The organism is Streptomyces sp. NPDC048506, assembly GCF_040651315.1.
Classification (GTDB): Bacteria; Actinomycetota; Actinomycetes; order Streptomycetales; family Streptomycetaceae; genus Streptomyces.
The window spans coordinates 16,733-41,902 of sequence record NZ_JBEZIX010000026.1; the positions used below are offsets into that span (position 1 = coordinate 16,733).

Sequence of the window (25,170 nt, forward strand, 5' to 3'; positions counted from 1 at the left end):
CGCTCCTCGGCCCGACCCGCCGTGCCGGTCCGCTGCCGGCCGTCACCCGGCCGGCGACGGCGTCGTGACCTGCTGCCGGGCGCGGGACTTGAGCACCTGGGTGCCGATGGCGAGGGTGACGGCCAGGAGGAGGACGTAGAAGACGCCGATCTTGCGCAGGTCGTCGAGGAAGAACCAGACGGCGCCCAGGGCGGTGAACCAGAACGCCACCAGCGCGAAGCCGCCGGCGCGTTCGTCCTTGTAGCCGGCGGCGAGGCAGCACACCGAGACGATGCCCAGCAGCAGGGCGATGACGACGTAGTGGGTGTCCCAGCCGAGGTAGCCGCGGGCGAGTTCGGACCACACGGCCACCGCCTCGGCCACCGGGCCCCAGACCACCGCGCACGCCAGCCGCGCCGACCACAGCAGCAGCACCCCGCCCGCCACGGCGGCGAGCAGGGCGACCCGGGAGAACTGGCCGACCTCGATCACCTGGCTCCGGGATATCACCAGCGACAGGATGCAGCCGAGCAGCGCGACCGCCCCCTCCGCCGTCGGCCGGAACACCACCCGCGGCACCCTCCGGGGTGACGGCTGAGACCGCTGAGACCGCTGAGACGGCTGAGACGGCTGCGCCGGCTGAGAGGACTGCGCGGGCTGCGCCGGTCGGGAGGGCTGAGAGGACTGGAGGGGCTGCGGCGGCCGCGGCGCGGGGTCGAGCGTGGTGGGGGTGCGGAGCGGGGCGGCCGGCGCGGTGGCCCGGGCCGCCGCGACCAGGGCCGCCTTCATCGCGGCGGCATCCGCGAACCGGTCCTCGCGGCCCTTGTGCAGCGCCGTCACGACCACCGCGTCCAGGGCGGCCGGCAGCTCCGGACGGACCGCCGAGGGCGGCACCGGTTCCGCGGCCAGATGCTGGTGCATGACGGAGAACGGCGAGTCCCCGGTGTACGGCGGCCACCCGGTCAGCAGCTCATGGAGCAGACAGCCCACGGCGTACAGGTCCGTGCGGTGGTCGGTCTCGCTGCCGGTGATCTGCTCCGGCGCCAGGTAGGCGGGCGTACCGACCGCGACTCCGGTGCCGGTCAGCCGGGTCGCGACCTCGCTGAGCGCCTTGGCGATGCCGAAGTCGACGACCTTGACCCCGCCGGTCGCGGTGAGCATCACGTTCGCGGGCTTGATGTCCCGGTGCACGATGGCGTGCCGGTGGCTGTGCTCCAGCGCGTCCAGCACCTGGCCGGCGATGTCGACGGCCTGCGCCACCGGCAGCGCACCGTCCTTCAGGACATGGCTGACGGTCCGGCCGGCCACGTACTCCATCACCAGATACGGCTCGACGGCACCGCCTCCGGCGTCCTCACCGACGTCGTGCACGGTGGCCACACCGGGGTGGTTGAGCGCGGCGGCGGCGTGCGCCTCGCGCTGGAAGCGGGTGCGGAACTCCGGCTGGAGCGCCAGCTCGGCGGAGAGCGTCTTCACGGCGACGGTGCGGCGCAACCGGTGGTCGACGGCCCGGTACACCGTTCCCATGCCGCCGTTCCCGAGCCGCTCCACCAGCTCGTACCGCTCCCCCAAGACCCTGTGCTCCACCGGATTCCTCCACGACGGTCGAACGTCAACACGACGGAAGACGGTGTGGAGTGCACCGGGGTTCCGCACGTCAGGTTCCGAGGCCGACCAGCGCCAGGGTGATGTTGTCGGGGCCGCCGGCCTCGATGGCGGACTTCCAGAGCTCGAAGGCGGCCCGGCCGTCGTCGTGCTCCCGCAGCAGTTCGTCGAGGGCCTCCTCCGGTACCGGGTCGGTCAGGCCGTCGGTGCAGATCAGATAGCGGTCGCCGGGGGTGAGCGGGGAGGTGCTGACATGCGGGGTGATAGCGCTGAACTGGGGCGCTCCGCCGAGTGCCTGCGTCACGAGGGAGGTGGTGCGGCGGCCCGGCGGCAGCGGCGGGCTGTCGTCCACGCTCACCTGCCGCAGGCCGTCCTTCGTCGCGTCGAGGACCCGGCTGTCGCCGACGTTGAAGACCAGCAGGGAGTCGGCGAGCACCACGGCGCCGGCGACCGTGGTGCCCATCGTCAGCAGCGACGGGTCGCTGTCGGCGGCGGCGTACACCGTGTGGTTGCACAGGTTCAGGGCGTCGCGTACGGCCTGCTCGCTGTCGAGCGTCGGACCGCAGGAGGCCAGTTGCCGGACGATCAGTGCGCTGGCGACCTCGCCGCCGGGCTGGCCGCCGATGCCGTCGGCGACCGCGACGACGAGCGGTGTGCCGAGCGGGAAGACCAGCGTCTGCGGGTTCTCGGTGACCGTGCCGCACAGCGTCCAGGGGCCGACCACCAGGCTGTCCTCGTTGTGGTCACGGAGCAGGCCGGGGTGGCTGAGGGCAGTCACGGTGATGTACGACATGGCGGTTCCGCCTCTCCCATCGGTCCTCCCCGTTCGTCGTCTCTCACTCGTCCCCCTCGGTCCCCTCGGTGGTCCCTCGCGCTGTTCGTCTCCCGGTGGTCCCTCTCACCCGTCCCTCTCGCTCGTCGCCGCGCGCTCGTCGCCACCCGTCATGGCTCACCGTCGGGGCGGCCGTCGGCGCCCGCCCCGCCCAGGCTCCGGCGCTGCACCAGCCGGGAGATGTCCTTGCCGGTGACGATCCCGACGAGCCGGCCGCCGTCGACGACGAGGATGCGGGGGCCGGTGCTCAGGGTGAGCCGGTCCAGCGCCTGGCTGAGCGGCTCGTCCGGAGCGGCGACCGCGCACTGGGACAGCGGGGTCGCCACCTCGCGGATCCGCAGCGTCTCCCGGCTGGCCGGCGGGACGGTCGCCAGCCGGCGGAGCTGCACCAGGCCGCTGGGGCGGCCCTCGAAGTCGAGCAGCGGAATCGCCGAGTGGTGGGAGGGCACCGCCACCTCGTCGATGAAGCGCTGGACGGTCAGCCAGTCGGCGCCGGAGACGACCGGGCCGGTCATGGCGTCGGCGACCCGTACGCCCTGGAGCGAGGTGTGGAGCGTGGCGCGGCGCCGCTCCGCCCCGGCGACGATCATGATGAAGAGGCCCACGAAGACGATCCACAGTCCGCCGGGCGCGCCACGCAGCACGGAGATCCAGCCGACGGCCACCATCAGCATGCCCATGATCTGGCCGCCCCGGGAGGCCGCCAGATCGGCCCGGTCCCGGTCCCCGGTGCGCCACCACATGACCGCCTGCACCACCCGTCCGCCGTCCAGCGGCACCGCGGGCAGCAGGTTGAAGACGCCCAGGAACAGGTTCGCCCAGCCCAGCCAGACCAGGACCACGGCGGGGATCTCCGCCCAGCCGGCCAGGTTCGCCAGCCCGATGCCCGCGCCCAGTGCCAGGCCCCCGATGAGCAGGCTGGTGAGCGGGCCGCTGACGGCCACCGCCAGGGCCGCGGCGGCGGTCTGCGGCCGACCCATCCGCGTCGTACCGCCCAACGCCCACAGCGTGACGTCCTCGACCGAGATCTTCTTCCGGAGGGCGATCGCGGCGTGCGCCGTCTCGTGCAGCAGCAGGCTGCCGGTCAGCAGCGCGGCCCCGGCGACACCGGCGACGGCGTAGACGGCCGCCGAGCGCCCCGGCGTCCACACGGGCAGCGCCTGCCGGCCGAGTCCGAACGCGAACAGTCCCACCAGCAGGGGCACGCTCCAGTGCATGCGCAGCGGCACCCCGACCACATGTCCGACCCGGACGGACCCGTTCATCGCGTCCTCACCCACCACAATTGTCGCTCGCGGAATCTACGCTGGACGGTGACGGGGGCTGCCGGACCGGATCTGGACCACCGGAGGTGCGTCATGGGGCACAGTCACCACTTCCACCTGGATCAGGGGGAGCACTCGATCACCGTGAACGTGGGCCCCGGCCGGGACGGCGAGATCGAGCTCCTGGTCAACGGCAAGGTCGTCGCCTACCGCAAGGAGCACGGCCCGGGGATGACCGTCCTGACCGGCGAGCTCCCCGACCGGCCCGTGCACCCCTTCCGCGTCCTGCTCCGCCAGCCGCACCTCGTCCCCTCGGCACCCCGCTGCACGCTGGAGCTGGACGGCGTGGAGCAACCGATGCCGGAGCGTCTGGTGCTGTGAGCGCGCGCGGTGGCGGACGGCGCCGGATGCGCCCGTCCGCGGCGTCCCGGCACCACCGCCCGGAGCCGTCGAGGGCTGTTGGGCCAGGCGGCTGAACCTGGCCGACGAGCGTTTAAGTCCCTGCGGGTTGAACGACGATGCGGGTGGACAACGGCAGCACGATACGTCTGGCATGGGAACGATGAACTAGGCGAGGAGCATCGTGAGAAGAATTGCGCAGGCGGGAAGTGTGCTCGGAGCGTGCGGCCTGGTGCTGCTCGGCACCGGCGTCGCACAGGCCCAGACCGTTCCGGCCGTTCCGGGCGAATCCCTCCTGGGAGCCGCGGTGGGCGCGGACCTGGCATCCGTCACCGGCATGGTCTCCGGCGTGGTCTGCAACAACCGCCTCGCCGACTTCAACTACAAGGCGCCGGTGCGCAAGGCGCCGCACCCCTGCATCAACGGCCCGGTGCGCAGCGGCAACAGCCTGCACAGCGGCAACTTCATCAACCACGGCAACCCGAACAACAGCGGCAACCTCTCCAGCCACAACGGCTCCACCAACAGCGGCAATTCCGTCGCGGGCGCCGAGTCGGGCAGCCACAACAACCTCCAGCGGATCCTCAAGCTGCCCTTCTGACGCGTCTCCGGTCGGCCTCCACGCGGTCGGAACGGTGCAGCACGCGGCCCCCGTTCCCGGTACGCACCGGGAACGGGGGCCGCTTCGGCGTGCGTCACAGACGCGTCGAGGAGGGGCCTCCGACGTGCTGGATGTCGTTGCTGGTCTTGTTCTCGGCGCCGGTGGTGCCGCCGGCGTCGTCGTTGGTGGTGCCGTTGACGTTGGTCGGGCTGCCGCTGTCGCTGTTGTTGCCCGAGAGCCAGACGTTCTGCGCGTTCTTGACGTTGCCGCTGTTCGCCGGGCCGTTGACGCAGACCTTCGCCCGGGGACCGCAGTGCAGCACGGCACGGAAGTCGGCGAAGGTGTCGCTGTTGAACACGCCGTCCGCGCCCCACTCGTCGTACGGCCCGTCCCAGGCCATGGCGGGGGACGCCCCACCGACGGCCAGGAGCAGCCCGCACGCTCCTGCGATGATGAATTTGACGCGTCCCATGTTCTTCACTGTGTGCTCCTGCACCTCGCGGTTTGTAACCCGCGGTCTTGCTACCGGGCGTCCCGGTATCCACCAAGCCTGAGCAACGGCCCGTCCCACGCATTCACCCTCTCCGACCACTGGATTCACCGTGACGGCCCTCCGATCGGCGGCCTTCTGGCAGGCTGCCCGCCATGAGCGAGCAGGCGGTGCCGGAACCCTTGGAGTTCGTCCAGCTCGCCCAGCCGCGGGAGATGACCGCGCGGCGGCGGCAGGAACTGATCGAGTGCTGGACGGTGGTGAGCAACGCGGGCGGGGCGGTCATCCCGCTGGAGTTCCCCGGCCCGCCGGTCGGCGCCGAGCAGGTGGCGCCGGCCGCCGATGCGCTGATCGCCGGCCTCGATCCACGGCGCGGGCGGCTGCCGCTGGCCCCGTGCGCTGCGCCTGGGCCCCGGTGACGACCGTGACGAGATCCTGATGGCGCGGGACCTGGACCCGCGCGGCCGATCGCCAACTCCCCTCCGAGCACCGCCTGTTAGCCGGATACGCCTCCCCTCGCCGGTGGGTAAACGGCCCGCGAATGGAAAGGGTCTTAGGGCCGCTCAGGTGGTGGTGCGGCCCGTGATCCGCTTCCGTGCAGGGGAGGTTACGTCCCGGATGAACGGTGCTCCGCTGCACCTGCAACCGCGTCTGGAGCAGCCGTTGACGTCGCTGTTGGGCGCCCCGGCCTTCCTGCACTCCCTCGTCGACGCGCTCGGCTCCCCGCTCAACGTCGTCCTCCCCGAGCGCCTGGCCGGGAACGTCGAGCGGTTCCGCGCCGTCCACCGCCGGCACCACCTCACCGGCCAGGTGTACTTCGCGCACAAGGCGAACCGTTCCAGCGCGCTGGTGCGCCGGCTCGCGGCGACCGGGGCGGGTGTCGACGTGGCCTCGCTGGGCGAGCTGCAACACGCCCTGGGAGCCGGTTTCGCACCGGGCCGGATCGTGGCGACCGGGCCCAAGGACCCGGAGTTCCGCTGGCTGGCCGCGCTGACCGGGGTCACCGTCGGGGTCGACGGCCAGGAGGAGTTGGCCGAGCTGGCCGCCCTCGTCCGCAGCCGCCAACTGGCCCGGCTGCCGGTCCTGTTACGGCTTTCGGGCTTCACGGCGGCGTCCGGGGTCACGGTGCGCTCCCGGCGGAGCCGCTTCGGCACGTCGATCAAGGCGCTGGACGGGCTGCTGGACGCGGTCGAGCGCCACCAGGACGCCGTCGACCCGGTCGGTGTCGCCTACCACCTCGACACCACCAGCCTGGACGAGAAGGCGATCGCCCTCGAAGGGTGCCTGCGGGCGATGGACGCCCTACGACGCCGCGGCGCCCGGCCGCGGACCATCGACGTCGGGGGCGGCTTCGGCGTCGACTACCTTGCCCACGCCGAGGAATGGGACCGCTACACCACCGCGCTCACCCACGCGGTGCTGGGCAACCGGCCGCCCCTGACATGGCACGGGTACGGCTACGGCCTGCGGGCCGAGCACGGCACCCTGCGCGGCACGCTGGGCCTCTACCCCGCCCACCGACCGCTCGCCGGCCCCGGCTACCTCGATGCGCTGCTGTCCCGGCCGTCCGCGGCGCTGGGCGGCCGGCCGCTGGGCACCCTGCTGTTGGAGAACCTCTACGACCTCGCGTGCGAGCCCGGCCGGGCCCTGGTGGACCAGTGCGGGCTGTCCCTGGCCAGGGTGCTGGAGGTGCGGCACACGGACGCCGGCGACCGGCTCGTCCGGCTGGCCATGACGGCCGGCGACGTCAGCCTGGAGGACCACGGCGTCCTGATGGACCCCGTGGTCGTGCCCCGCGACGGCGCCGGGCAGGACGCGGACGCCGGGGAGCCGGTCGCCGTGTACCTCACCGGCAGCCTCTGCCTGGAGGCCGACCTGATCACCCGCCGCGCCGTCTTCCTGCCCCGTTCGCCGCGCCCGGGCGATCTGCTGGCGTTCGCCAACACCGCCGGGTACTGCATGGACTTCCAGGCCACCGGCGCGCAGCGACGGCCCCGCGCGCGCAAGGTCGCCGCGTGGGAGGACGACGGCGGGTGGCGCTGGTGCCTCGATGAGCAGTACTGGCCGATCACATCGTCAGGGGGACTACCGGCATGAGGTACGACCGCATCACCGACGCCATCGGCAACACCCCGCTGGTCCGTATCGACCGGGCGGTGCACGGCCTGCGCCACATCGATCTCTACGCGAAGCTGGAGATGCTCAACCCGTTCGGCTCGGTCAAGGACCGGGCGGCCTGGAGCATGGCGCGGCCGGGGCTGCCCGACGCCGTCGCGCGCGGTGCCACGGTCGTCGAGCTGTCCAGCGGGAACACCGCCAAGGCGCTGGCCGTCATCGCGGGGATGCACGGTCTGCCGTTCAGGAGCGTCACCAACCGGATGCGGGTCCCGGAGGTCAAGGAGCTGCTCCTGCTGCTGGGCGCCGAGATCGAGGAGCTGCCCGGGCGGACCGAGTGCCTCGACCCGACCGACACCGAGGATCCGCTCACCCTCTTCCACCAGGAGCTGTCCCGGCCCGGAAGCCCGAGCCTGCACACCGACCAGTACTTCAACGCCCTCAACGCCGAGGCGCACGCGACCGGCACCGGCCCGGAGATCGTGGCCGATCTCGACGGCCGGGCCCCGGACTGGTTCATCGCCTGTGTGGGCACCGCCGGCTCCTCCACCGGGGTGGCCAGGGCGCTGCGCGCCCACGATCCGGCGGTCCGGGTGGTGGGGCTGGTCGGGCAGAAGTCCGACTTCATCCCCGGGATACGCAACGTCGACGAGGTGCACGAGGTCGGGCTGTTCGACCCGGCCACGTACGACACGATCGAGGCGGTCAGCGCCGACGAGGCCCTGGAGGGCATGCTGACCCTGATCCGCCGCTGCGGTCTGCTCGCCGGGCCCACCGGTGGCGCCGCGTACTACGGCGCGGTGCGTCATCTCCGTTCGCTGGACGCGGAGTCGACCGACCGGCGGACCGCGGTCTTCATCGTCTGCGACCGCGTCGAGAGCTACCTCAGCTACGTCCGCGAGCGCCGCCCGGAGCTGCTGGGCCGCCCGCCGGCGAGGAACTCGGTGACCGGCCTCACCGATGCCGAGGTGCATGCGGCCACGGTCATCGACACCGCCGACGCCCAGAAGTGGATCGCCGCCGAACGCCCGCTGGTGGTCGACCTCCGCGGCCCGTTCGCCTACGCCGCGCTGCACATCGACGGCTCGATCAACATCGTCGACGAGCTCTTCGAGGAACTCCTCCGCGGCGGGCTGCCGTTCAGCACGCGCCAGCCGGTGCTGCTGGCGTGCCCGGTCGGCGAGAAGTCGGCGCAGTACGCGGCGCTGCTGACCCGCATGGGCCACCCCGACGTCCGCAGCCTGGCGGGCGGCATCATCGCCTGGCGTGACGCCGGCGCCCCGCTGGTGCGTGACTGACGTGGGCCGCCCCGCGGACGACCTGGACGCCCTGCGGTCGTGGCAGCGCCCGCTGCGCGCCCAGTTCCCGATCATCACCGCCCACCCGGAGCTGGCCTACCTCGACAGCGCGGCCACCGCCCAGAAGCCGCAGGCCGTCCTGGACGCGGTGCACTCCTACCTCACCACCTCCAACGCCAACGCCGGCCGCGGCACTTACCCCTGGGCCAACGCCACCACCGCCCTCGTCGAGCGGACCCGCGACCGCGTCAAGGAGTTCCTGCACGACCCGGCCCCCGACCGCTCCACCGTCCACTTCACCGGCGGCACCACCGAGGGCCTGCGCACCGTCGCCCGCGACTGGCTGACCACCTTCCTCACCGACGGCGACGAGATCGTCGTCCCGTTCGCCGACCACCAGGCCAATCTCGCCCCCTGGCTGGAGGCCCAGCAGCTGCTGGCGCAGCGCGGCGTCCACATCCGGGTCCGTCGGCTCCCGTGCCAGGCGGGCTCGGGCGACTACGACCCGGTGGCGTTCGCCGCGCTGCTCGGCCCCCGTACCCGCCTCGTCGCGGCCACCCACGTCCACCACGTCTACGGCGGCGACATGAACGTCCACCGCCTCCGCGAGGCGGCCGGCCCCCACGTGCCGATCTGCCTGGACGCCGCCCAGAGCATCGGCCATCTGCCGGTCTCGATGGCCGAACTGGACGTGGACTTCGTGGTGTTCTCCGGGCACAAGGCGCTGGCCCTGCCGGGCACCGGCGCCGTCTGGTCCCGTGGTCTGCGCGGTCCCGCCTTCCGCCCCGGCGGCTGGCAGGGCACGCCCAACACCGTCGGGATCGCCGCCCTGGCGGCGGCCCTCGACTGGTTGGAGGCGGCGGGCCCGGACCGGATCGAACGCTGGACGGTGGCGCTCGCCGCCCGGCTGACCGACGGCCTCCGCCAACTGGCCCGGTACCAGGTCCTCGGGTGCCGGGCCAGCCTGTCGGCCGCCTCGGCGGTGCAGCGCCGCCGCAGCATCGTCACCTTCCGGCACCGCGACATCGCCTCCCACGACCTCGGCTTCATCCTCTACAGCCACGGCTTCATGGTCCGCTCCGACCACCACTGCCAGGCCGGCGCGGACGCCGGTGCGAAGGACGGCTCCGTACGGGTGAGCCTGCACGTCCACAACACCCCCGAGGAAGTGGACGCGCTACTCTCCACCCTCACCAGTCTGCAATGATTTTCACAATCATCAGTGTGACCATGGGTGTGATGTGGTGTCGGGGACGGGCGAAACGACCGAGGTACGCGGTGCGACGAGTGTCAGTGTGGCCACCGCGGCACGCTGGGTACGGCGTTGGGAGGACCAGCAACAGCGGTACGCGGTGGACCGCGACGAGCGGCTCACCGTGATCGCCGACGTGGTCGAGCACACCACCGCCGGACGCCCCGCCCCCCTCGTCGTCGACCTCGGCTGCGGACCGGGAGCCCTGGCGGCACGCCTCGCCGGCCGGCTGCCGCACGCCGAGATCGTGGCCGTCGACGCCGACCCGCTCCTCCTCGAACTGGGCCGCTCCCACTACGGATCCGCGGCCCGCTACGTCGAGGCCGTGATCGGCCGCCCCGGCTGGCTCGACGCCCTCGCCCTGGACCGCCCGCTCGACGCGGCCGTCTCCACCACCGCGCTGCACTACCTCGACGAGCCGACGCTCCGCCGGGTCTACCGGGACCTCGCGGCCCGCCTCGGCCCCGGCGGCGTCCTCGTCAACGGCGACCACCTCTGCCAGGACGCCGCGCGGCTCTCCGAGATCACCCGCACCATCGGCCGCCGCCGCGCCGAGCGACTGCGCGCCTTCACCCACGAGGACTGGGACTCCTGGTGGGCCGCCGCCGGCGCCGACCCCGAACTCGCCGCGCTGCTCGCCGAACGCCGCACCCGCCCGCTCCCCAGCAGCGCCGGCGAACACCTGACCCTCGCCGGCCACACCGCCCTGCTCCACGAGGCCGGCTTCGCCCATGTCGGCTCGGTCTGGCAATTCGGGAACAGCCACGTCCTGGTGGCGGTGCGGTGAGGGTCCGCCGGCGGCGCCGGCGCGGCGCATAATGCTCGCCAGGCCGTTCGAGTGCCGTGGGGCGGCGGTCATGACGTGCGCATTCACGGGGCTGCCGCTCCGCTTGCGACGGCCGAACACGGCCCCGAACGGCCACGGCGGCGCGGCCGTCCGGGCGCGGGTCCGCCGCCCGGTACCGAATTCAGCCAATGCGGCTCTTTTGCTTCACGATTCACCCACCGGCGGCACTATAGGGAGACGTGCGCCGGGCAACGGGACGCGCGGGTACCACATCGCAATGGGGAGCAATGGGCATGGTGACGTTACCCGGCAGTTCGCGCAGGCCCCGACACGGTGAGTCATCCCGATGAGGCACGGGTGGCCGAGCGCCACATTTCTCGGCCGGCTCCAGCCCACCTCACTCACCGCCGCCCTGGAATTGGGCACCCTGGCAAAATACCCGGCACATCGCACTTTGTTGCATCAGGGCGATGAGAGCAGTCATGTCCTTTTGATCACCAGTGGCGTGGTAAAGGTGGTGGCCAGCTCGGCGGACGGTTGCGACATGCTCCTCGCGATTCGTTTGGCCGGCGATCTGGTGGGGGAAATGGCGGCATTTGAAAATCAGCCGCGTTCCGGCACCGTCATCGCCTGCGGCGAGGTCACCGCACGGATCATCCAACGGCGCACCCTGGAAACCTTCCTGACCGGGCACGTGGACGCCATGACCGCGCTGTTCCGCATGATGAGCGCCCGCCTGCGCTGGGCCAACCGGCGCCGGCTGGACTTCCGCGCCTATGACGCGTCGACCCGACTGGCCCGGGTGATCGCGGAATTGGCCCAGACCTACGGCCAAGCGGTCGACGGCACCGAAGGACAGCGCTGTGTGCTCGGCGTGACCCTCACCCAGTCGGAATTGGCCTCGCTCGCCGGACTGGCCCTGCCCACCGCGGAGAAGGCGCTCGCCGCGCTGTCACAACGCGGTCTGATCCAGCGCCGCTACCGCCAGATAACGATCAGCGACATTCCACAACTGATGGAATTCGCGAAAATCGAGGCCGAGAACCCGTATTAATACGGGTTCGCTTCTCGTTGCCACTCCTAGCCTCTCCCTCAACACCCCGCGGAAACTCCGCGAACGAGGGAGGAATGACCAAGTGGCCGATCAGGCCGGGTACTACCCCTGCACCTGCATAGCCCTGGACGTCCAGTCGTACGGAGGGAACAACGACCGCCGGCAATCCGAAATCCAGCACGACCTTCCCCGGCTCCTTTCCCGGGCCGCACTCAACGCGGCCCTGGACAGGACCCGATGGCACATCCAGGCCAAGGGCGACGAGCAGTTGGCCGTCGCCCCCATGGACGGCTCCGAGCCCCGCATCGTGGACGACTACATCCGCCACATCACGGCCGGGCTGCTCACCTACAACCAGGACCGGGTCCGCGGCGCACGCATGAGGGTGCGGGCCGCGGTCCACCACGGCCCGGTGGAGGTCGCCGACAACGGCTTCGCCGGCCGGACCGTCGTCACCACCTGCCGGCTGCTCAACTCCGCGCCGCTCCGCGGCGCCCTGGCCGCCGCGGACGACGCCGATCTGGTGCTGGCGCTGTCCGACCAGGTCTTCCAGACCACGGTGGCCGGCGGGCACACCACCCTCCCCGAGGCCGCCTTCCGGCGGGTGCCCGTACAGGAGAAGGAGTACGAGTCCACCGCCTGGCTGTGGGTGCCGGGACACGATGCGCACGGCCTCGACCTGGAGGGCGGCACCGCCCCGACCGGCCCCGGCGCCCCGGGCGGTCCCACCGGCCCGAGCGGTGCGCCCCGGCCCTCCGCGCCGGCCGGGGCGGCACGTCAGCGGGCCGGTCAGCCGGACCCCCGGGTCCGCAACACCTTCAAGGGCCGGAACCTCAACGTCAACAACTTCAACGCCCCGGTGGACCTCCGTGGCGGGGTCGTCGGCTTCGGAAGCACCGATGGCTGACCCGGAACGCGGCGAGGGCCGGGAGCCCGAGGGCGCCGGAGGCGGGGACGAACCGCCGCGGCCGGCGCCGGAGCACGGCGCACCGGGGCCGGACGCCAGGAGCGCGGACGCCGGGGGTCAGGACGTCGGGGGCCAGGACGCCGGGGGCCAGGACGCGCACCCCGGTCCCGGCCACCAGCCGGACCCGGCCGACGACGACCTGGAGGCCGACGAGCAGGACTACTCCGAGCTGGCGGGAGCCCTGGGCCAGCGGATCCAGCGGGTCTACAACAACTTCTACGGCCACGTCGACGCGGCGGACGCGGTGTTCGGCTTCGGCACCGCGACCTCCCCGGGCCTGGCGCCCGGCGAGGTCGATCCGGCGGAGATCGACCGGGTGCTGGCCCACTACCTGCATCCGGACGCGTACGACGCCGCCGCCGGCCGGCTCCAGTCCGACCACATCCTGGTGCTGGTCGGGGAGGAGGGCAGCGGGCGGCGGGCCGGCGCGTTCTCGATGCTGCGGGACCTGCTGGGCGTGGACACCGGACTGCGGAGCCTGTCCCCCGCCAACTCGCTGGCCCGTCTCGTCGCGAAGGGCACCGTCAAACCCGACAGCGGCTACGTCATCCTCGACTACGCCGGCGAGACGGACGACGACGCCGTACAGGGCTTCACCCTCAAGAAGCTCCAGGGCGAGCTGCGCAGGCAGGGTTCGTACCTGGTGCTCACCGCCGCACCGGCCGACCGGCGCCGGCTGGCGCTGAAGGACTACTGCGCGTCCTGGAACCCTCCGGACCCGCTGCCGCTGTTCGACCACTGCGCGGCCCGGATGTACGGCCCGTCCGCCGTCGCGCAGCTGCCCGATCCGCTCGCCGCCGAACTCCGGCAGCACGTCGCGGAGTTGCGGCGCCCCGGAGACATCGTCCGGGCCGCCCAACAGCTCGCCGACGGCCCCGACGCCGCCCTGGAGGCCCTGCGGGACAGCGCCAAACAGACCGTCCGCAACTGGTTCCAGCAGGCCCCGGCGCCCCAGGACCTGCTGCCGATGGCCGCCCTCGCCTTCGCCGAGGGGCTCCCGGAGCGCACCTTCGAGGAGCTGTCGGTGCTGCTCGACGAGCAGGTGCGCAACTGGGACCGGGCCGGTGGCGGAGCGGCCCCCGAGGAGGACGCCGTGCCGGCGCAACGACCGGCCCTCGGGCAGAGCCGCGCCGCGTGGAGCACCCGCGCGGTGGGGATCGCCGGCCCGGTGCGCCGGGAGGGCGCGGGCGGCGACGCCTGCCGCAGCGAGCGGATGATCGTCTTCGCCTCGCCGCGGGTCCGCGAGCTGGTGATCGGCCAGCTGCACGAGCTGTACGGGTACGACCTCTGGTATCCGCTGCGCCGGTGGCTGCACCAGCTGTCCCTGGAGGGCGGGCCGCGGGTCCGGGAAGAGGTGGCGCGGGGCGTGGCGCTGCTGGCCCGGCACGCGCTGCCGGAGGTCGAGGAGAACCTGCTGCGGCCGTGGTCGAACGGCCTCAGCACCCAGCGGCTGACCGCGGCCTTCGTCCTTCAGTTCATGTGCGCCGACGAGCGGCTGGCGCCCCAGGCGCTCACCACCGTCCTCAGCTGGTCCACGCCGGGCAACGGCCAGTTGCGCGCCATCACGGCGGCGATGGCCTTCGCCGGCGAGGCCGGTGCCCTCTACCGGCTGGAGGCGCTCAACTGCCTGTGGGAGATGACCCTCCGCGGCGAACGGGTCGCCGTCGCGGCACGGCGCTCGCTCATCCTCTTCCTCGCCACCGCCGCGACCGAACCGGAGCCCGAGCGCGCCGTTTTCTTCCTCCGCTACCTACGGACCCAACTGGCCCGCGCCCGGGACCGCAGGGAACGCGCCCTGGCGCTCCACACGGTCCTTGGGGTCCTCGAAGCGGAGGGGCTGACCCGGGGGACACCGCTGGCTGCGGAGCTGCTGCGCCGCCACCCGGGAACCGCCCGGCAGCTGGGGTGCCTCTGGAGCGCCGCCCTGCTCGGCGTGCGCCGCGCGCGTGCGGTGTCGGCACTGGTGCGGGCCCTGGCCGCGCTCCAGGACGACCCCTCGGCCACCGGCTCGGTACGGGAGCTGGGAGAGACGATGCGGGGCGCGCTGGACCACCGGCAGTGGCGGGGGCTGCGGGCCGACGTGTCGATGGCGGTACGCCATCCCGACTATGCCGTACCCGGCACCCAGCACCTCGTCCAGGTGCTCCTCGGCAACCTCCGGCGGCACGCCGCGCCGCCCCCCAACTCCCTTTCGCTCCAAGGAGGATGACGACAGTGCACGACAACTTCCCGATCGTGGCCGAGCAGATGCTCCAGACCGTGCAGCGCGGCTGGTGGCCGCGGCGCCGGCAGCGCGCCGACCTGCCGGCGCTGCCGCCCGGCGCGGTCTACGTCTTCCGGGTCGGCGGTCAGTACCGCGAGTACCAGGAAGGGATGACCTTCGACCCCTCGCACCCCGACGTGGTGGACGCCTCGTCGGTGAGCCTGGTGGACACCAGGGCCCGGCTGGTCGAGGTGGAGCGGGTCGTCCCCTCGGTGAGCGAGGCCGACACCTTCACCATCCGGGCGTCCTTCACCTGCCAGGTCACCGACGCCGCCACCGTCGCCCGGCAGGGCATCGACGACGTCACCATCCCGCTGCGCACCTACCTGGCCGGGGACAGCGAGCTGTCCCGGGCGAGCGCGGCCCACCGCATCGAGGAGGTCAACGCGGTCCGTGACCAGGTGACCCGGCGGATGACCGCGTACACCACGATCGTCACCCCGCGGATCACCGGGATGAGCGTGGAGTTCGTCGGCATCGAGGTGCTCACACCGGACGACCTGCGGGCCTGGGAGCAGAAGCTGCGCGACGAGCGCCGGGGCCAGGAACTCCTCCGCGGACAGCACGAGTTCGAGTCCCAGGCGGTGCAGCGGCTCGCGGAGCTGCTCCAGCAGGGCGGCGAGTACGTGGACGCGCTCGGGGTGACCCGCAACGTCATCGACGTCGCCGCGATCGCCGAGCGCGCCCACCGCCGGGAGGACCAGGACCGGGCGATCCGGCAGCAGGCCGCATCCCAGGACGACGCGCGGGCCCATGAGCGCGAGAAGGAGCAGCGGGCGCTCCACGCCGACCTGCTGCGCACCCTGGTGGCGCACATGGGCCGGTCCGAGCACTACGTGGACTACCAGCAGGTGTTCCAGCAGCTGATGGAGCAGGGCACCGTCCCGGCCGCCGGCACCGTGGGACCGGCCGTGGAGGCCGCCCCGCAGCACCGCGCCAACGGTTCCCCCGCCAAGCTGCCCGGCCGTGACGGCCGGGAGCCCGACCCCCGTTACATCAAGGACGAGGACGACCTCCTTGACTGACTTCCTCAAGCTGCCGGACGGATACGGCAGACCCGTGGAACAGCCCCGGTCCGAGGGCTTCGACCCGGCGCGCCGGCTCCGGGCGCTCACCGGCGTGGACGAGAACCTGCTCGCCTGGGTGTGGTACGAGCGCAGCAAGTACACCGCGCTGGGCGGCGTGGTGCTCGGCACCTCCGTCATCGCGGCGTTCTCCATGTGGAACTTCGCGAACGAGGCGATCGGCGGGACGTCCGTGCTGGCGCTGCTGCCGGCCGTGATCTGGATGCTGTTCGTGCTCAACCTCGACCGCTGGCTGATCGCCCCGCAGCCGAACGCCAAACGGCGGGTGACCCCGCTGCTGACGCGCCTGGTGGTGGCCGTGCTGCTGGGCACCGTCATCGCCGAGCCCCTGGTGCTGCGGGTGTTCCAGACCGCCGTCGAGGAGCGGATCCGCGGCGAGCGCCAGGGCGATGTGGACCGGCTCCGGAGCGAGCTGCTGCGCTGCAACCCCGACCCCTCCCAGTCGGCCGGGGACCGGCCGCACGGCTGCGGCAGCTACCTGCTGTCCTTCGGCGCGACGCCGGACGGGCAGTCCGCCGAGCTGTCCGCGCTGCGCAAGGACGCCGCCGCGCTCCAGCAGCGGGTCGACCAGGACACCCGGCGGCTGGAGTCCCTGGACGCGGACGTCCGGGACGAGTGCCGACAGCTGATCCGTGACGCCTCCAGCGGACTGCTGGAGCGCACGTCGGAGTGCCAGCGGCTGCGGGCGAAGGCGGCCGACTACCGCGCCACCCACCACACCGCCGCCAACGAGCGCCGACTGGCCGGGATGAACGACCGGATCGGCCAGGACAGCGGCCGGCTCACCCGCTCCCGTGACGCCTTCGAGGCCGCACGGGACAAGGAGATCGCCCGTCGGGTGGCACAGGAGCGGGCGAAACAGCGGGGCATCGGCGTCCTGGAGCGCATGGACGCCCTGGAGCGGCTCACCCGCGACAACACCACCCTGTTCACCGGTGTCTGGCTGGTCCGCCTCCTCTTCGTGCTCATCGACGTGCTGCCGGTCCTGGTCAAGTTCCTCGGCCACGAGAGCAGCTACGACCGGCTGCTGTCGTCGCGCAGCAACAGCGCGGTGAAGGTGCACGACGCCGCCGTACGCGCCGCGGAGCGGCAGTGCCTGGCGGATCTGGAGATCGCCCGGGAGGAGTGCGAGCAGTACGTGCGGCGCCGCAAGGCCGAGTTCGACGCCGCGCGCCGTGAGCATGTGGCGGAGATGAACATCCGCGTCAGCCAGGCGGTCAACGCCCTGGAGGACGAGCTGCGCCGGCCGTCGTCCGTCTGATCCGGCCGTCGCCGTCGCGGCCGTCGCCGTGACAGCCCCTGTCGTGACAGTCCTTGTCGTGACAGTCCTTGTCGTGACAGCCCTTGTCGAGAGGAGGGGGCTCCCCGGTCACGCCCGGGGAGCCCCACCCCGTAGCCCCATGAAAGGAACTCCGTTGTCCGTTTCGAGGCGGGGCGGCGGTCCGCACCGCGACCCTCAGAACTCCCGGAGCGACGCCCTGGCCCGCCTGCTGCTGACCGAGACCCGCGAGGAGATGCTCAAGGCGGACCAGAAGGCCGGCTTCCTGCTCTCCGTCCTCGGCGTCGCCGCGACGGCCCTGCTGGGCGCGGTGACCTCCGGTGCCGTCACACCGTTGCGCTACGGCCCGGTCGCCCAGGTGCTCTTCTGGAGCGGCTGCGCGGCCCTGCTGCCCTCGCTCCTCCTGCTGGGCATGGTCATCGTCCCCCGCACCGGAACGGCACGGCGGCACCGGGTGCACTACTTCGGGGACGCCCTCGGGGCCGCTTCCGCCCGCGCGCTCAGCTCCGCCGTGCGGCGGACCGATCCGCTGGAGCGGGACGTCAGTCAGTTCGCCGCACTGTCACAGGTGGTGGCCACGAAGTACCGCTGGATACGGCGCGGCATGGCCGCCAGCGTCCTCTTCCTGGCCCTGACCTCGCTCGGCGTGCTGGTCGGCTCGCTGCGCTGAGCGGCGGGGTTGAGCACGCAGAGGGACGTGCCGTCGTCGGGCCTGCGGTGCTTGGCGGCGCGCGGGGCGGTGAGGGCGAAGGCGCAGTTGGGCCAGGCGGACAGGCCGCGGTCGCGGACGATGCGCTCGGCGATGGCGATCTGTTCGGTGCGGGTGGCCAGATCGGCGCGCGGGGCGTAGCGGCCGCCGCCGTAGGCGCGCCAGGTGTCGGGGTCGATCTGTAGGCCGCCGTGGTAGCCGTTGCCGGTGTTGACGTGCCAGCGGCCGCTGCTCTCGCAGTCGGCGATGCGCTCCCAGTCGGGCACCGGTGTTCCGGGGGGCGCGGTCGTGGCGGCGGTCGTGGCGGCGGCCGGTCCGGCCGGGCCTAAGACGACCAGCAGGGCCGGCACCAGGGACAGGATCGTTGCGACGGACCGCTTGGCGAGGGGCGACGGCATGACGGGAATCCTCCGCTGTGCTCCGGCAACGCCGTGGCGAACCAGCCGCCACGACCAGTGGGCACGCTCCAACTAACCCGTCAATATGCTTTTCGGCAGCTTCGGGCGCGGCGACATGCGTGTGTTTCACCCGGGTGGCCGCGGAGCGTGCTCCGGACCGTTCCGCCATATCGGAGCCGTTACCACCGGCCGCGCCGCGTCGGGGAATCATTTCACGCCAATGGCGGGGAATTCCCGGCGGGTGCGACCGGTCGTTCTGTCGAAACGGGCATTCAGCTGACCGAATAGGCCAGAGAGGGGGTGAGGGTAAGCGGTTCGGGGGTGGCGACGGCGAACTCGTAAGCGGGGGAGAAGGTGAAGTTCCGTACCGAAACCGGGACTTCCATGCCGTAGGGACCGGGGACCGCGACCGTTCCGCGGTCGGTCGGGAAGCCGGCCTCGATGCGTTCCGGAGCGATGGACAGCCCGCGGCCGACGGCCTGCATGGCGGCGTCCTTGCGGACCCAGAAACGGGTGATCAGCCGCTCCCGCTCGGCGGTCGGGCAGCCGGCCGCGAGCTGGGACTCGTGCGCGGTCAGCACCTCGTACGGGGTGTGCGGCGGGTTCGCCCCACGGCGTACGGACTCCACCGAGAACCCCATCTGGCGGGCGTCCTCGCCGCACGCCACGACCAGCAGGCCACGGGTTCCGTACAGCTCCCAGTGCGTGGCGGCGTCCATCGCGGCGCCCACCCGGCCGGGGAGCCGGGCCAGCAGCCAGCTGCGGGACGCACCGTCGAGGGTGGCCCGGGAGTGGCCGTTCAACCCCAGGCAGTGGTCCGGGGACAGCACCTTCGCGGATCGGGTGGACCGGGCGGTGGGGGAGGACGGGTCGGAACCGATGGGGACGACGAACACCGGGACGGAGGTGGGGACGGAGGTGGGCACGGTGTCGTCGAGGCGGTCGTGCGGGTGCGGTCGTGCGGGTGCGAGCGGCGCCCGGCGGGCCCGGGCGGGGTCGTGCGGGTGGCCGGGAACGTCCCGGTCGAGGCGTTCCGGACAGAGTTCGAGAAGAGCGGCGTTCGTTTCCACGTACTTTCCGTCCTCCACAGTCGAGCGGTACCAAGGCCGTACTGGGTGAGTGGCGGCCCGTCATACGTGTGGTGCATCCCCCGTGCGGTGCATCCCCCGTGTGGTGCTTCCCCCTTTTTCGCCTACATCGATCGATACAGACATCCCAAGTTTGCAGATCCTCCGGAGTCTTCGAGTCATCCCTCCTGGTGATGTCCGGCTACATACTTCGATGTACGGCAGACCGCCCCAAATTCGGGCGCCAGGGCCAGGAGAACGGGCAACACCCCGAAGTACTGTCCTCGTGTGTGGTTACGCCATTTCACCAGTACGCACGCACGGAGCCGCCCTCTTCCGCTCCGCGACCTCAGAATGGCAGTGGGATTCTTCGCCGGCTGTCTGATTCTGTACGTCGTGGGCGGCCCCCGGGTCATGGGCGGCGACATCCCCACCTGGGAGGCCGTCCTCCCGGTGCTCGTGCTGTGCGCCGCGACCGCCTTCCGCAGTGTCCACCCCCCGCTCGCGGTCGCCGTCGGCACCCTCACCGTGATCGTGGAGATGGCGGCGAGCGGCGGCCTGGGGCCGGTGCTCGTCTACACGGACCTGCTGTACGCGGCAGCCCTCTACGGGGCGCCGTGGCTGTGCCGGCTCCTCCAGGTCGGGACCGTCGTCGTCACCCTCGCCACCACCGTCGCGCTGATCGTCATCAGCAACCGTTCGGAGGGCGTGACGACCGGACTCATCGTCGCGCTGCTGCTCATCTCCCCGGTGTGGACGGGCGTGTTGATACGGAACCACAAGGAGCGGGCGGACGCCGAGCGGCAGCGCGCCGCGCAGATCAACCGGCTGGCGGAGCTGGACCGCAAGACCGTGCTCCAGACCGAGCGCACCCGTATGGCCCGTGAGCTGCACGATCTGGTGGCCAACCACCTGAGCGCGATCGCCATCCACTCCAGCGCCGTGCTGTCGCTGACCGAGGCGAAGCGGCAGGAGGCACAGGGCGCCGGGGCGGCGGACGACGGGGCGGACGACGCGGCGGACGACGACCCGGTGCTGCGGGCGCTGGCCGTGATCCGTGAGAACAGCGTCCAGGGGCTGGCCGAAATGCGGCGGATGGTGGTGCTGCTGCGCTCCGACCGGGGCGTGGACGACGACTGGGACCGCCCGCAGCTCAACGCCCTGGGCGCGCTCGTCGAACAGGCCCGCCCGGCCGCCGACGCGGCGGCGCTGACCCTGCACACCGAGTTCCCCGAGACCTTCCCCGAAGTCTCCTCGGTGATCGAGGTGACGGCGTACCGCATCGTGCAGGAGGCGCTGACCAACGTCCTCAAGCACGCCTCGGCGGGCCGGGTGCGCATCCGCTGCGAGGCCGGCGCCGAGCAGCTGACCATCTCGGTCGACAGCCCGCTGGCACGCGCCGACGGCCGGACCCGGCAACGCCCCGTCGAGCAGCTGATCACGGGGGCCGGCGCCGGGCTCGCCGGGATGTCCGAACGCGCCGCCCTGGTCGGCGGCATCTTCGACGCGGGACCCGACCGCACCGCCCCGGGGCGCTGGCGGGTACGGGCGGTGCTCCCGCTGACCCAGAACTCCTAGGCCGTAGCCGTGTCTTGACGACACCCGGCCCGGGATCCAGAACGGGGGCGGTGACGAGAGGTGGAGCAGCAGTGGAGGACTTAGTGACGCACGCGGCGACGGCCGGACGGCTGGACAGCCTGGCGATCCGGTCGGCGCTGAAACCGACGGAGCAGTCCCCGGACATCCGCGTCCTGGTCGCCGACGACCAGGCCGCCGTACGGTCCGGGCTGGTACTGGTGCTCCAGACCGATCCGGGCATCACGGTCGTCGGCGAGGCCGGCGACGGCGAAACTGCCGTCCGCATGGCCGCCGAACTCCGCCCCGACGTCGTCCTCATGGACGTCCAGATGCCCCAGCTCAACGGCGTCGCCGCCACCCGCCGCATCGTCGAGCGCGGCCTCGCCGAAGTCCTGGTCCTGACCACCTTCGACCTCAACGAGTACATCTTCGGCGCGCTCCGGGCCGGCGCCGGCGGCTTCATCCTCAAGAACGCCGAACCAGCCGTCCTGGTCAGCGCGGTGCGCGAGGTGGCTCACGGCGACGGCTTCCTCACCCCGGCCATCGCCCGCCGCCTGATCACCGAGTTCGCCGGCCGCCCACCGGCCGCCGGCCCCTCCCTCCCGGACGGCTCTGCCCAGGCCCTCGACACCCTCACCAAGCGGGAGTTGGAGGTCCTGGCCTGCATCGCCCGCGGCCTGGCCAACAGCGCCATCGCCGAAACCCTCAACCTCGCCGAGGGCACGGTGAAGACCCACACCAGCCGGATCTTGTCGAAGCTCAACCTACGGAGCCGGGTCCAGGCGGCGATTCTGGCTCAGCAGCACGGGGTTGCGTTGCGGGAGTAGCGGCCACGGCACGGGCCGGGGGGTACGGCTCCCCGGCGCCCCGGCCCGCCCGTGCCCTCACGGCCCTCCCCTGGATTCCTGCGCCCGATCGGACCGGACCAGCTCGGCGAGCCTGCGCAGAAACGCCGCCTGATCCCCCTCGGTCAGCTCATCCACCCACGCAGTACGGCCCTTGCACTCCGCACGCACCTGATCAAGCAATCGGTACAGCTCCCGCTGACTGACGTGCCGCCCCCAGGCCTCCTCCGCCCAGTAGCGCAGCCGCGACCCCGCGCCCGTAACCCGTGCCCGGCTCATCCGAACGCCTCCGCCGGGAGTCGCGGCCCGCCTCGGTCGTCGTCGTCCAGAGCCTCATCACCGTCGTCCAGGGCGTCATCGGCACCGTCCACGTCGGGGCCGTCGTCGTCCGGCGCGGGCAGGCGGGCGCCCCGGCTCTCCGCCACCCGGTGCACATTGGCGAGGACTGCGGTCAATTCGACAGCCAGCAGGTGCAGTTCGCCGGGCGTCCACGTACGCGCATCAAGGAATCGGCGCGCCTCCTCGATGAGTTCGGCGGCCGCGTCCAGCTGCACCGCCTCCACATCATCGGCAAGACGGGACACGAACCCCTTCCCGTCGCCTGCCAGGAAGCACGGCTTCCCGTCCGGGCTCAGCCACGGCAGGAGCCGCATGCTGTCAGCGGCACTCATCAGCCCGCCACCTCCACCACGGGAATCCAGCCCGGCCCGGGGTCGCCTCCGTGCGCTGCGAACCACAACGCCCGCTGACGCCGCCCATACTGCAACCGCCGCTCCTGTCGCTCCTTTGGCGTGAGGACGTACGGCCGGATCAGGGCCGCGTCCTCACCCCGCAGCAGCCCCGTCCGCCCGCCGGGCACGCGGGGAAGCACGAGCGTCGCTGCCTCCTCGCACCTCACGGCGGGAAACGAGCCGGCGGAGCGGTGACGCCCTCGCGGGGGCAGTAACAGCCGCAGCAGCGGCACAGCCAGTCTCGCGATGGTTTGGGGCACGTCGTCAACCTCCCGGGGTTGATGGCCATTCCCCCGGGCCGTCGCCACGGCCGCGGGGGTCTGTCGTACTCGTTTGGTCAGGATTCAGCGCAAGGGCGGCGCGGGCCTATATCCCGGCGGTAATCTCACCGTGAGATGACTCTTCATCCCACTGCGATACCGGGGGACGATCATGGCGACGGCACTCGTACCGATCGAATTGCCCGAGTGGGCCTGGCAGCGGGCCGAAGTTCGCGAAGCCTTACGGGAACGCAACATGGGCGCGGTGTTCCGCCGCGTCCAGCAATACGGCGGGGCGAGCCAGGCCAGGATTGCCACTGCCGTAGCCATGACACAGGCTCGGGTGAACGAGGTCATCAACGGACGACGAGAGGTCACCCGCCTTGAGGTGTTCGAGCGAATCGCGGACGGGCTGAACATGCCCGACGAGGCGCGGCATTTGCTCGGCCTTGCACCAGCGCGTGACATGCGCAGCGGCGAGCGGGCGTTCGATCTGGCCGCATTCCCGGAAGTCGTCCGGGTGTATGCCACTCAAGCCGCCGCCTCACGGGACATCCAGCAACTTGCCACGTCAGCCCGACAGTTGGACGTCCTTGCCGTGCGTGGACTCGGCCTTGTCGGCCTGAAGGATTCCCTACTCCGTTCGTCACTCACTCAGCGAGAAGGGCAGCAGACACTGCAACTTCGGGTGTTGCTGCTTGACCCTGAATCGCCCGCACTTGCCGAGCGCGCGACCGAAATCGGAGAATCAGCTGAATCGCTCGCCGGCGGCGTCAAACTGGCCGAGGCTCGCTTGCGTGAGCTGTCGAGCGTTTGCGACCTTCAGGTCTACCGCTACGAGATGCGTCCAACATGGCGCATTATCAGGCTGGACGACACCCTGTTCGTCTCGGCCTTCGATGCCGGCTGGGAAGGACACGAATCGGCTACCTACAAGGTCATGGAGACCCCGCACGGCCCGCTGTATCGAGGGTTCCAGCGAATGTTCGCGTCCATGGTTGAAACAGGAATCCGCACCGTCTGAACGGAGGATCGTGCCTTGATTGAGGCAGAGCTGAAAGCGCGTGTCCGCAACCCTGAGCACGTCATGGGACAGCTTGACCGACTGACGGAAGGGCGGGCCGAGATTTATCACGACACCTACTACGACGACCCGTCGGGGAGCCTCGACGCAGAGGGTCAAGAATTGAGGGTCCGCACGATCCATGGGCCAAACTCAACGCGCTCCGTCCTCACGTACAAGGGCTCACGGCTTGATCCGGAGTCCGGCTCGAAGCCGGAGCACGAAACGCGCGTGGACAACCCCGAGGCCGTTCATGCGATGCTACGCGGACTCGGATACGTACCGGCAATCGCATTCCAGAAACGATGCCGGAACTACGAGTTCAGCTCTCGCGGGCGCAGCTTGCTCGCCACCCTGGTCCAAGTACCGGAGATCGAAGGAACTTTCCTGGAAGTCGAAACCATGGTCCCGGAAGAGAAGGAACTCTCATCAGCGCTTGCCGATATCCGCTCTGCCATGGATGAACTCGGCATCCGCGCAGACGACTTCACGACAGAGCTCTATACAGACGCTGTAGCGGCCCAGCGTGCCATGGAATGACGGGCGTACTCGATTCGATGAGGGTTGCGCCGTCCCAGGTGAAGTCTATTTGCTCGGCGCCGCCACCACTCCAGTATGGGAAGGCACCGGCAATGAGTAGGCGCGACTACGAAGACGACCCGAACGCCCCTGCCGCGAACAGCTTGGTTCCGGCTGCATCTGCGGTCGTTGTCGACGACTCCGGCCGCATCCTGCTCCAGCGTCGACGCGACAACGGCATGTGGGCACTCCCCGGTGGCGCCATGCACATCGGCGAGTCACTGCCGGAATGCGCCATGAGGGAGACCCGAGAAGAGACCGGGTTCGACATCGAGATCGTGGGCATCGTCGGCACCTACTCCAACCCTCGTCACGTCTTTGCATACGACGACGGCGAAGTACGGCAAGTGTTCTCCATCTGCTTCCTGGCGCGACCCGCGGGTGGCCAACTATCAGTGTCCGAAGAATCCACGGATGTCCGGTGGTTCGAGCCCGAAGAGATCGACACGCTTCCGATGGTCCCCAGCATCAGGAAGCGCGTGAACGACTGGCGCGACGGCAATATGCCCGCCGCCCGGTAGTCGGCATGCGCGGAAGAACCACCTCACCACCGGTTCCAGACTCTCAGAGAGCCTCTGCGCGATAGCGCACGAATCCCCCACCGCTCGCGCCTCGCACCCTTGAGCAAGGGGCATCCGGCCCGACAAGGGGATCTCAACGACCAACCGC

The 25,170-nt window shown here is 71.4% G+C and carries 25 protein-coding genes and 1 pseudogene; 18 read left to right on the forward strand and 8 right to left on the reverse strand.

Going from position 1 to position 25,170, the window contains the following annotated elements; all coding sequences use genetic code 11:
* Positions 1 to 42: 42 nt before the first annotated feature.
* The 3 genes from AB0C96_RS21730 to AB0C96_RS21740 form a co-directional block, all read right to left on the reverse strand.
* On the reverse strand, positions 43 to 1,566 hold the full coding sequence (locus AB0C96_RS21730) for a protein kinase (RefSeq protein WP_362919324.1): 1,524 nt from the start codon (positions 1,564 to 1,566) through the stop codon (positions 43 to 45).
* A 70-nt stretch (positions 1,567 to 1,636) separates the two neighbouring features.
* Positions 1,637 to 2,377, reverse strand: coding sequence for a PP2C family serine/threonine-protein phosphatase (locus tag AB0C96_RS21735; protein WP_362919325.1), 741 nt, complete (start codon positions 2,375 to 2,377; stop codon positions 1,637 to 1,639).
* Between the two features lie 149 nt (positions 2,378 to 2,526).
* Positions 2,527 to 3,681: a site-2 protease family protein gene (locus tag AB0C96_RS21740; protein ID WP_362919326.1), complete on the reverse strand. Its 1,155-nt coding sequence runs from the start codon at positions 3,679 to 3,681 to the stop codon at positions 2,527 to 2,529.
* Positions 3,682 to 3,774: 93 nt separating this feature from the next.
* On the opposite strand from AB0C96_RS21740, the gene AB0C96_RS21745 reads away from it, so the two are divergent.
* Together AB0C96_RS21745 and AB0C96_RS21750 are read left to right on the forward strand one after the other, a co-directional pair.
* Complete coding sequence (locus AB0C96_RS21745) at positions 3,775 to 4,062, forward strand: hypothetical protein (protein WP_362919327.1); 288 nt, start codon at positions 3,775 to 3,777, stop codon at positions 4,060 to 4,062.
* Between the two features lie 202 nt (positions 4,063 to 4,264).
* Positions 4,265 to 4,681 (forward strand): hypothetical protein, encoded by a 417-nt coding sequence (locus tag AB0C96_RS21750; protein ID WP_362919328.1) that lies wholly within the window; start codon positions 4,265 to 4,267, stop codon positions 4,679 to 4,681.
* Positions 4,682 to 4,775: 94 nt separating this feature from the next.
* Here AB0C96_RS21750 and AB0C96_RS21755 read toward each other — a convergent pair whose 3' ends face one another.
* On the reverse strand, positions 4,776 to 5,153 hold the full coding sequence (locus AB0C96_RS21755) for a hypothetical protein (protein WP_362919329.1): 378 nt from the start codon (positions 5,151 to 5,153) through the stop codon (positions 4,776 to 4,778).
* A 173-nt stretch (positions 5,154 to 5,326) separates the two neighbouring features.
* Between AB0C96_RS21755 and AB0C96_RS21760 the strand changes: the two genes are divergently transcribed.
* The 11 genes and pseudogenes from AB0C96_RS21760 to AB0C96_RS21810 form a co-directional block, all read left to right on the forward strand.
* Positions 5,327 to 5,590 (forward strand): hypothetical protein, encoded by a 264-nt coding sequence (locus AB0C96_RS21760; protein WP_362919330.1) that lies wholly within the window; start codon positions 5,327 to 5,329, stop codon positions 5,588 to 5,590.
* Positions 5,591 to 5,789: 199 nt separating this feature from the next.
* On the forward strand, positions 5,790 to 7,268 hold the full coding sequence (locus AB0C96_RS21765) for a Y4yA family PLP-dependent enzyme (RefSeq protein ID WP_362919331.1): 1,479 nt from the start codon (positions 5,790 to 5,792) through the stop codon (positions 7,266 to 7,268).
* Positions 7,265 to 8,584: a pyridoxal-phosphate dependent enzyme gene (locus AB0C96_RS21770; protein ID WP_362919332.1), complete on the forward strand. Its 1,320-nt coding sequence runs from the start codon at positions 7,265 to 7,267 to the stop codon at positions 8,582 to 8,584. The genes AB0C96_RS21765 and AB0C96_RS21770 overlap by 4 nt, the downstream gene beginning before the upstream one ends.
* The gene (locus AB0C96_RS21775; RefSeq protein ID WP_362919412.1) at positions 8,577 to 9,791 is read left to right on the forward strand and encodes an aminotransferase class V-fold PLP-dependent enzyme; all 1,215 of its coding nucleotides are present in this window, start codon (positions 8,577 to 8,579) and stop codon (positions 9,789 to 9,791) included. The genes AB0C96_RS21770 and AB0C96_RS21775 overlap by 8 nt, the downstream gene beginning before the upstream one ends.
* A gap of 88 nt (positions 9,792 to 9,879) precedes the next feature.
* On the forward strand, positions 9,880 to 10,623 hold the full coding sequence (locus AB0C96_RS21780; RefSeq protein ID WP_362919333.1) for a class I SAM-dependent methyltransferase: 744 nt from the start codon (positions 9,880 to 9,882) through the stop codon (positions 10,621 to 10,623).
* A 346-nt stretch (positions 10,624 to 10,969) separates the two neighbouring features.
* Positions 10,970 to 11,677 (forward strand): Crp/Fnr family transcriptional regulator, encoded by a 708-nt coding sequence (locus tag AB0C96_RS21785; RefSeq protein ID WP_362919334.1) that lies wholly within the window; start codon positions 10,970 to 10,972, stop codon positions 11,675 to 11,677.
* An 82-nt stretch (positions 11,678 to 11,759) separates the two neighbouring features.
* Positions 11,760 to 12,584, forward strand: a complete 825-nt coding sequence (locus tag AB0C96_RS21790) for a hypothetical protein (RefSeq protein ID WP_362919335.1) — start codon at positions 11,760 to 11,762, stop codon at positions 12,582 to 12,584.
* Positions 12,577 to 14,853: a hypothetical protein gene (locus AB0C96_RS21795; protein WP_362919336.1), complete on the forward strand. Its 2,277-nt coding sequence runs from the start codon at positions 12,577 to 12,579 to the stop codon at positions 14,851 to 14,853. The genes AB0C96_RS21790 and AB0C96_RS21795 overlap by 8 nt, the downstream gene beginning before the upstream one ends.
* On the forward strand, positions 14,850 to 15,932 hold the full coding sequence (locus AB0C96_RS21800) for a hypothetical protein (protein ID WP_362919337.1): 1,083 nt from the start codon (positions 14,850 to 14,852) through the stop codon (positions 15,930 to 15,932). Before AB0C96_RS21795 ends, AB0C96_RS21800 begins: the two co-directional genes overlap by 4 nt.
* Positions 15,925 to 17,253 carry a DUF4407 domain-containing protein gene (locus AB0C96_RS21805; protein ID WP_362919338.1) on the forward strand — a complete coding sequence of 443 codons (1,329 nt, stop codon included), beginning with the start codon at positions 15,925 to 15,927 and terminating at the stop codon, positions 17,251 to 17,253. The genes AB0C96_RS21800 and AB0C96_RS21805 overlap by 8 nt, the downstream gene beginning before the upstream one ends.
* 253 nt (positions 17,254 to 17,506) lie before the next feature.
* Positions 17,507 to 17,824 (forward strand): annotated as a pseudogene (locus AB0C96_RS21810) (hypothetical protein); the annotation flags it as partial.
* Here AB0C96_RS21810 and AB0C96_RS21815 read toward each other — a convergent pair.
* Together AB0C96_RS21815 and AB0C96_RS21820 are read right to left on the reverse strand one after the other, a co-directional pair.
* Entirely contained in the window at positions 17,818 to 18,378 is a 561-nt protein-coding gene (locus tag AB0C96_RS21815; protein ID WP_362919339.1) for a transglycosylase family protein, read from the reverse strand. The pseudogene AB0C96_RS21810 and the gene AB0C96_RS21815 overlap by 7 nt on opposite strands.
* A 272-nt stretch (positions 18,379 to 18,650) precedes the next feature.
* A complete protein-coding gene (locus AB0C96_RS21820; protein ID WP_362919340.1) occupies positions 18,651 to 19,448 on the reverse strand; it encodes a hypothetical protein in 798 nt (265 codons plus the stop codon).
* Between the two features lie 351 nt (positions 19,449 to 19,799).
* On the opposite strand from AB0C96_RS21820, the gene AB0C96_RS21825 reads away from it, so the two are divergent.
* Positions 19,800 to 21,023 carry a histidine kinase gene (locus AB0C96_RS21825; protein ID WP_362919341.1) on the forward strand — a complete coding sequence of 408 codons (1,224 nt, stop codon included), beginning with the start codon at positions 19,800 to 19,802 and terminating at the stop codon, positions 21,021 to 21,023.
* A gap of 125 nt (positions 21,024 to 21,148) precedes the next feature.
* On the forward strand, positions 21,149 to 21,850 hold the full coding sequence (locus AB0C96_RS21830) for a response regulator transcription factor (protein ID WP_362919413.1): 702 nt from the start codon (positions 21,149 to 21,151) through the stop codon (positions 21,848 to 21,850).
* A 293-nt stretch (positions 21,851 to 22,143) separates the two neighbouring features.
* On the opposite strand, the gene AB0C96_RS21835 is transcribed toward AB0C96_RS21830, so the two are convergent.
* Positions 22,144 to 22,539: a hypothetical protein gene (locus tag AB0C96_RS21835; protein WP_362919342.1), complete on the reverse strand. Its 396-nt coding sequence runs from the start codon at positions 22,537 to 22,539 to the stop codon at positions 22,144 to 22,146.
* Complete coding sequence (locus tag AB0C96_RS21840; protein ID WP_362919343.1) at positions 22,539 to 22,739, reverse strand: hypothetical protein; 201 nt, start codon at positions 22,737 to 22,739, stop codon at positions 22,539 to 22,541. Before AB0C96_RS21840 ends, AB0C96_RS21835 begins: the two co-directional genes overlap by 1 nt.
* Before the next feature lie 292 nt (positions 22,740 to 23,031).
* Here AB0C96_RS21840 and AB0C96_RS21845 point away from each other — a divergent pair, with 292 nt between their 5' ends.
* The 3 genes from AB0C96_RS21845 to AB0C96_RS21855 all read left to right on the forward strand — a co-directional run bounded on the left by AB0C96_RS21845 (position 23,032) and on the right by AB0C96_RS21855 (position 25,022).
* Entirely contained in the window at positions 23,032 to 23,883 is an 852-nt protein-coding gene (locus tag AB0C96_RS21845; RefSeq protein ID WP_362919344.1) for a helix-turn-helix domain-containing protein, read from the forward strand.
* Between the two features lie 15 nt (positions 23,884 to 23,898).
* Positions 23,899 to 24,462, forward strand: coding sequence for a class IV adenylate cyclase (gene cyaB, locus AB0C96_RS21850; RefSeq protein WP_362919345.1), 564 nt, complete (start codon positions 23,899 to 23,901; stop codon positions 24,460 to 24,462).
* 92 nt (positions 24,463 to 24,554) lie between these two features.
* Positions 24,555 to 25,022, forward strand: coding sequence for an NUDIX domain-containing protein (locus AB0C96_RS21855; protein WP_362919346.1), 468 nt, complete (start codon positions 24,555 to 24,557; stop codon positions 25,020 to 25,022).
* Positions 25,023 to 25,170 lie beyond the last annotated feature (148 nt).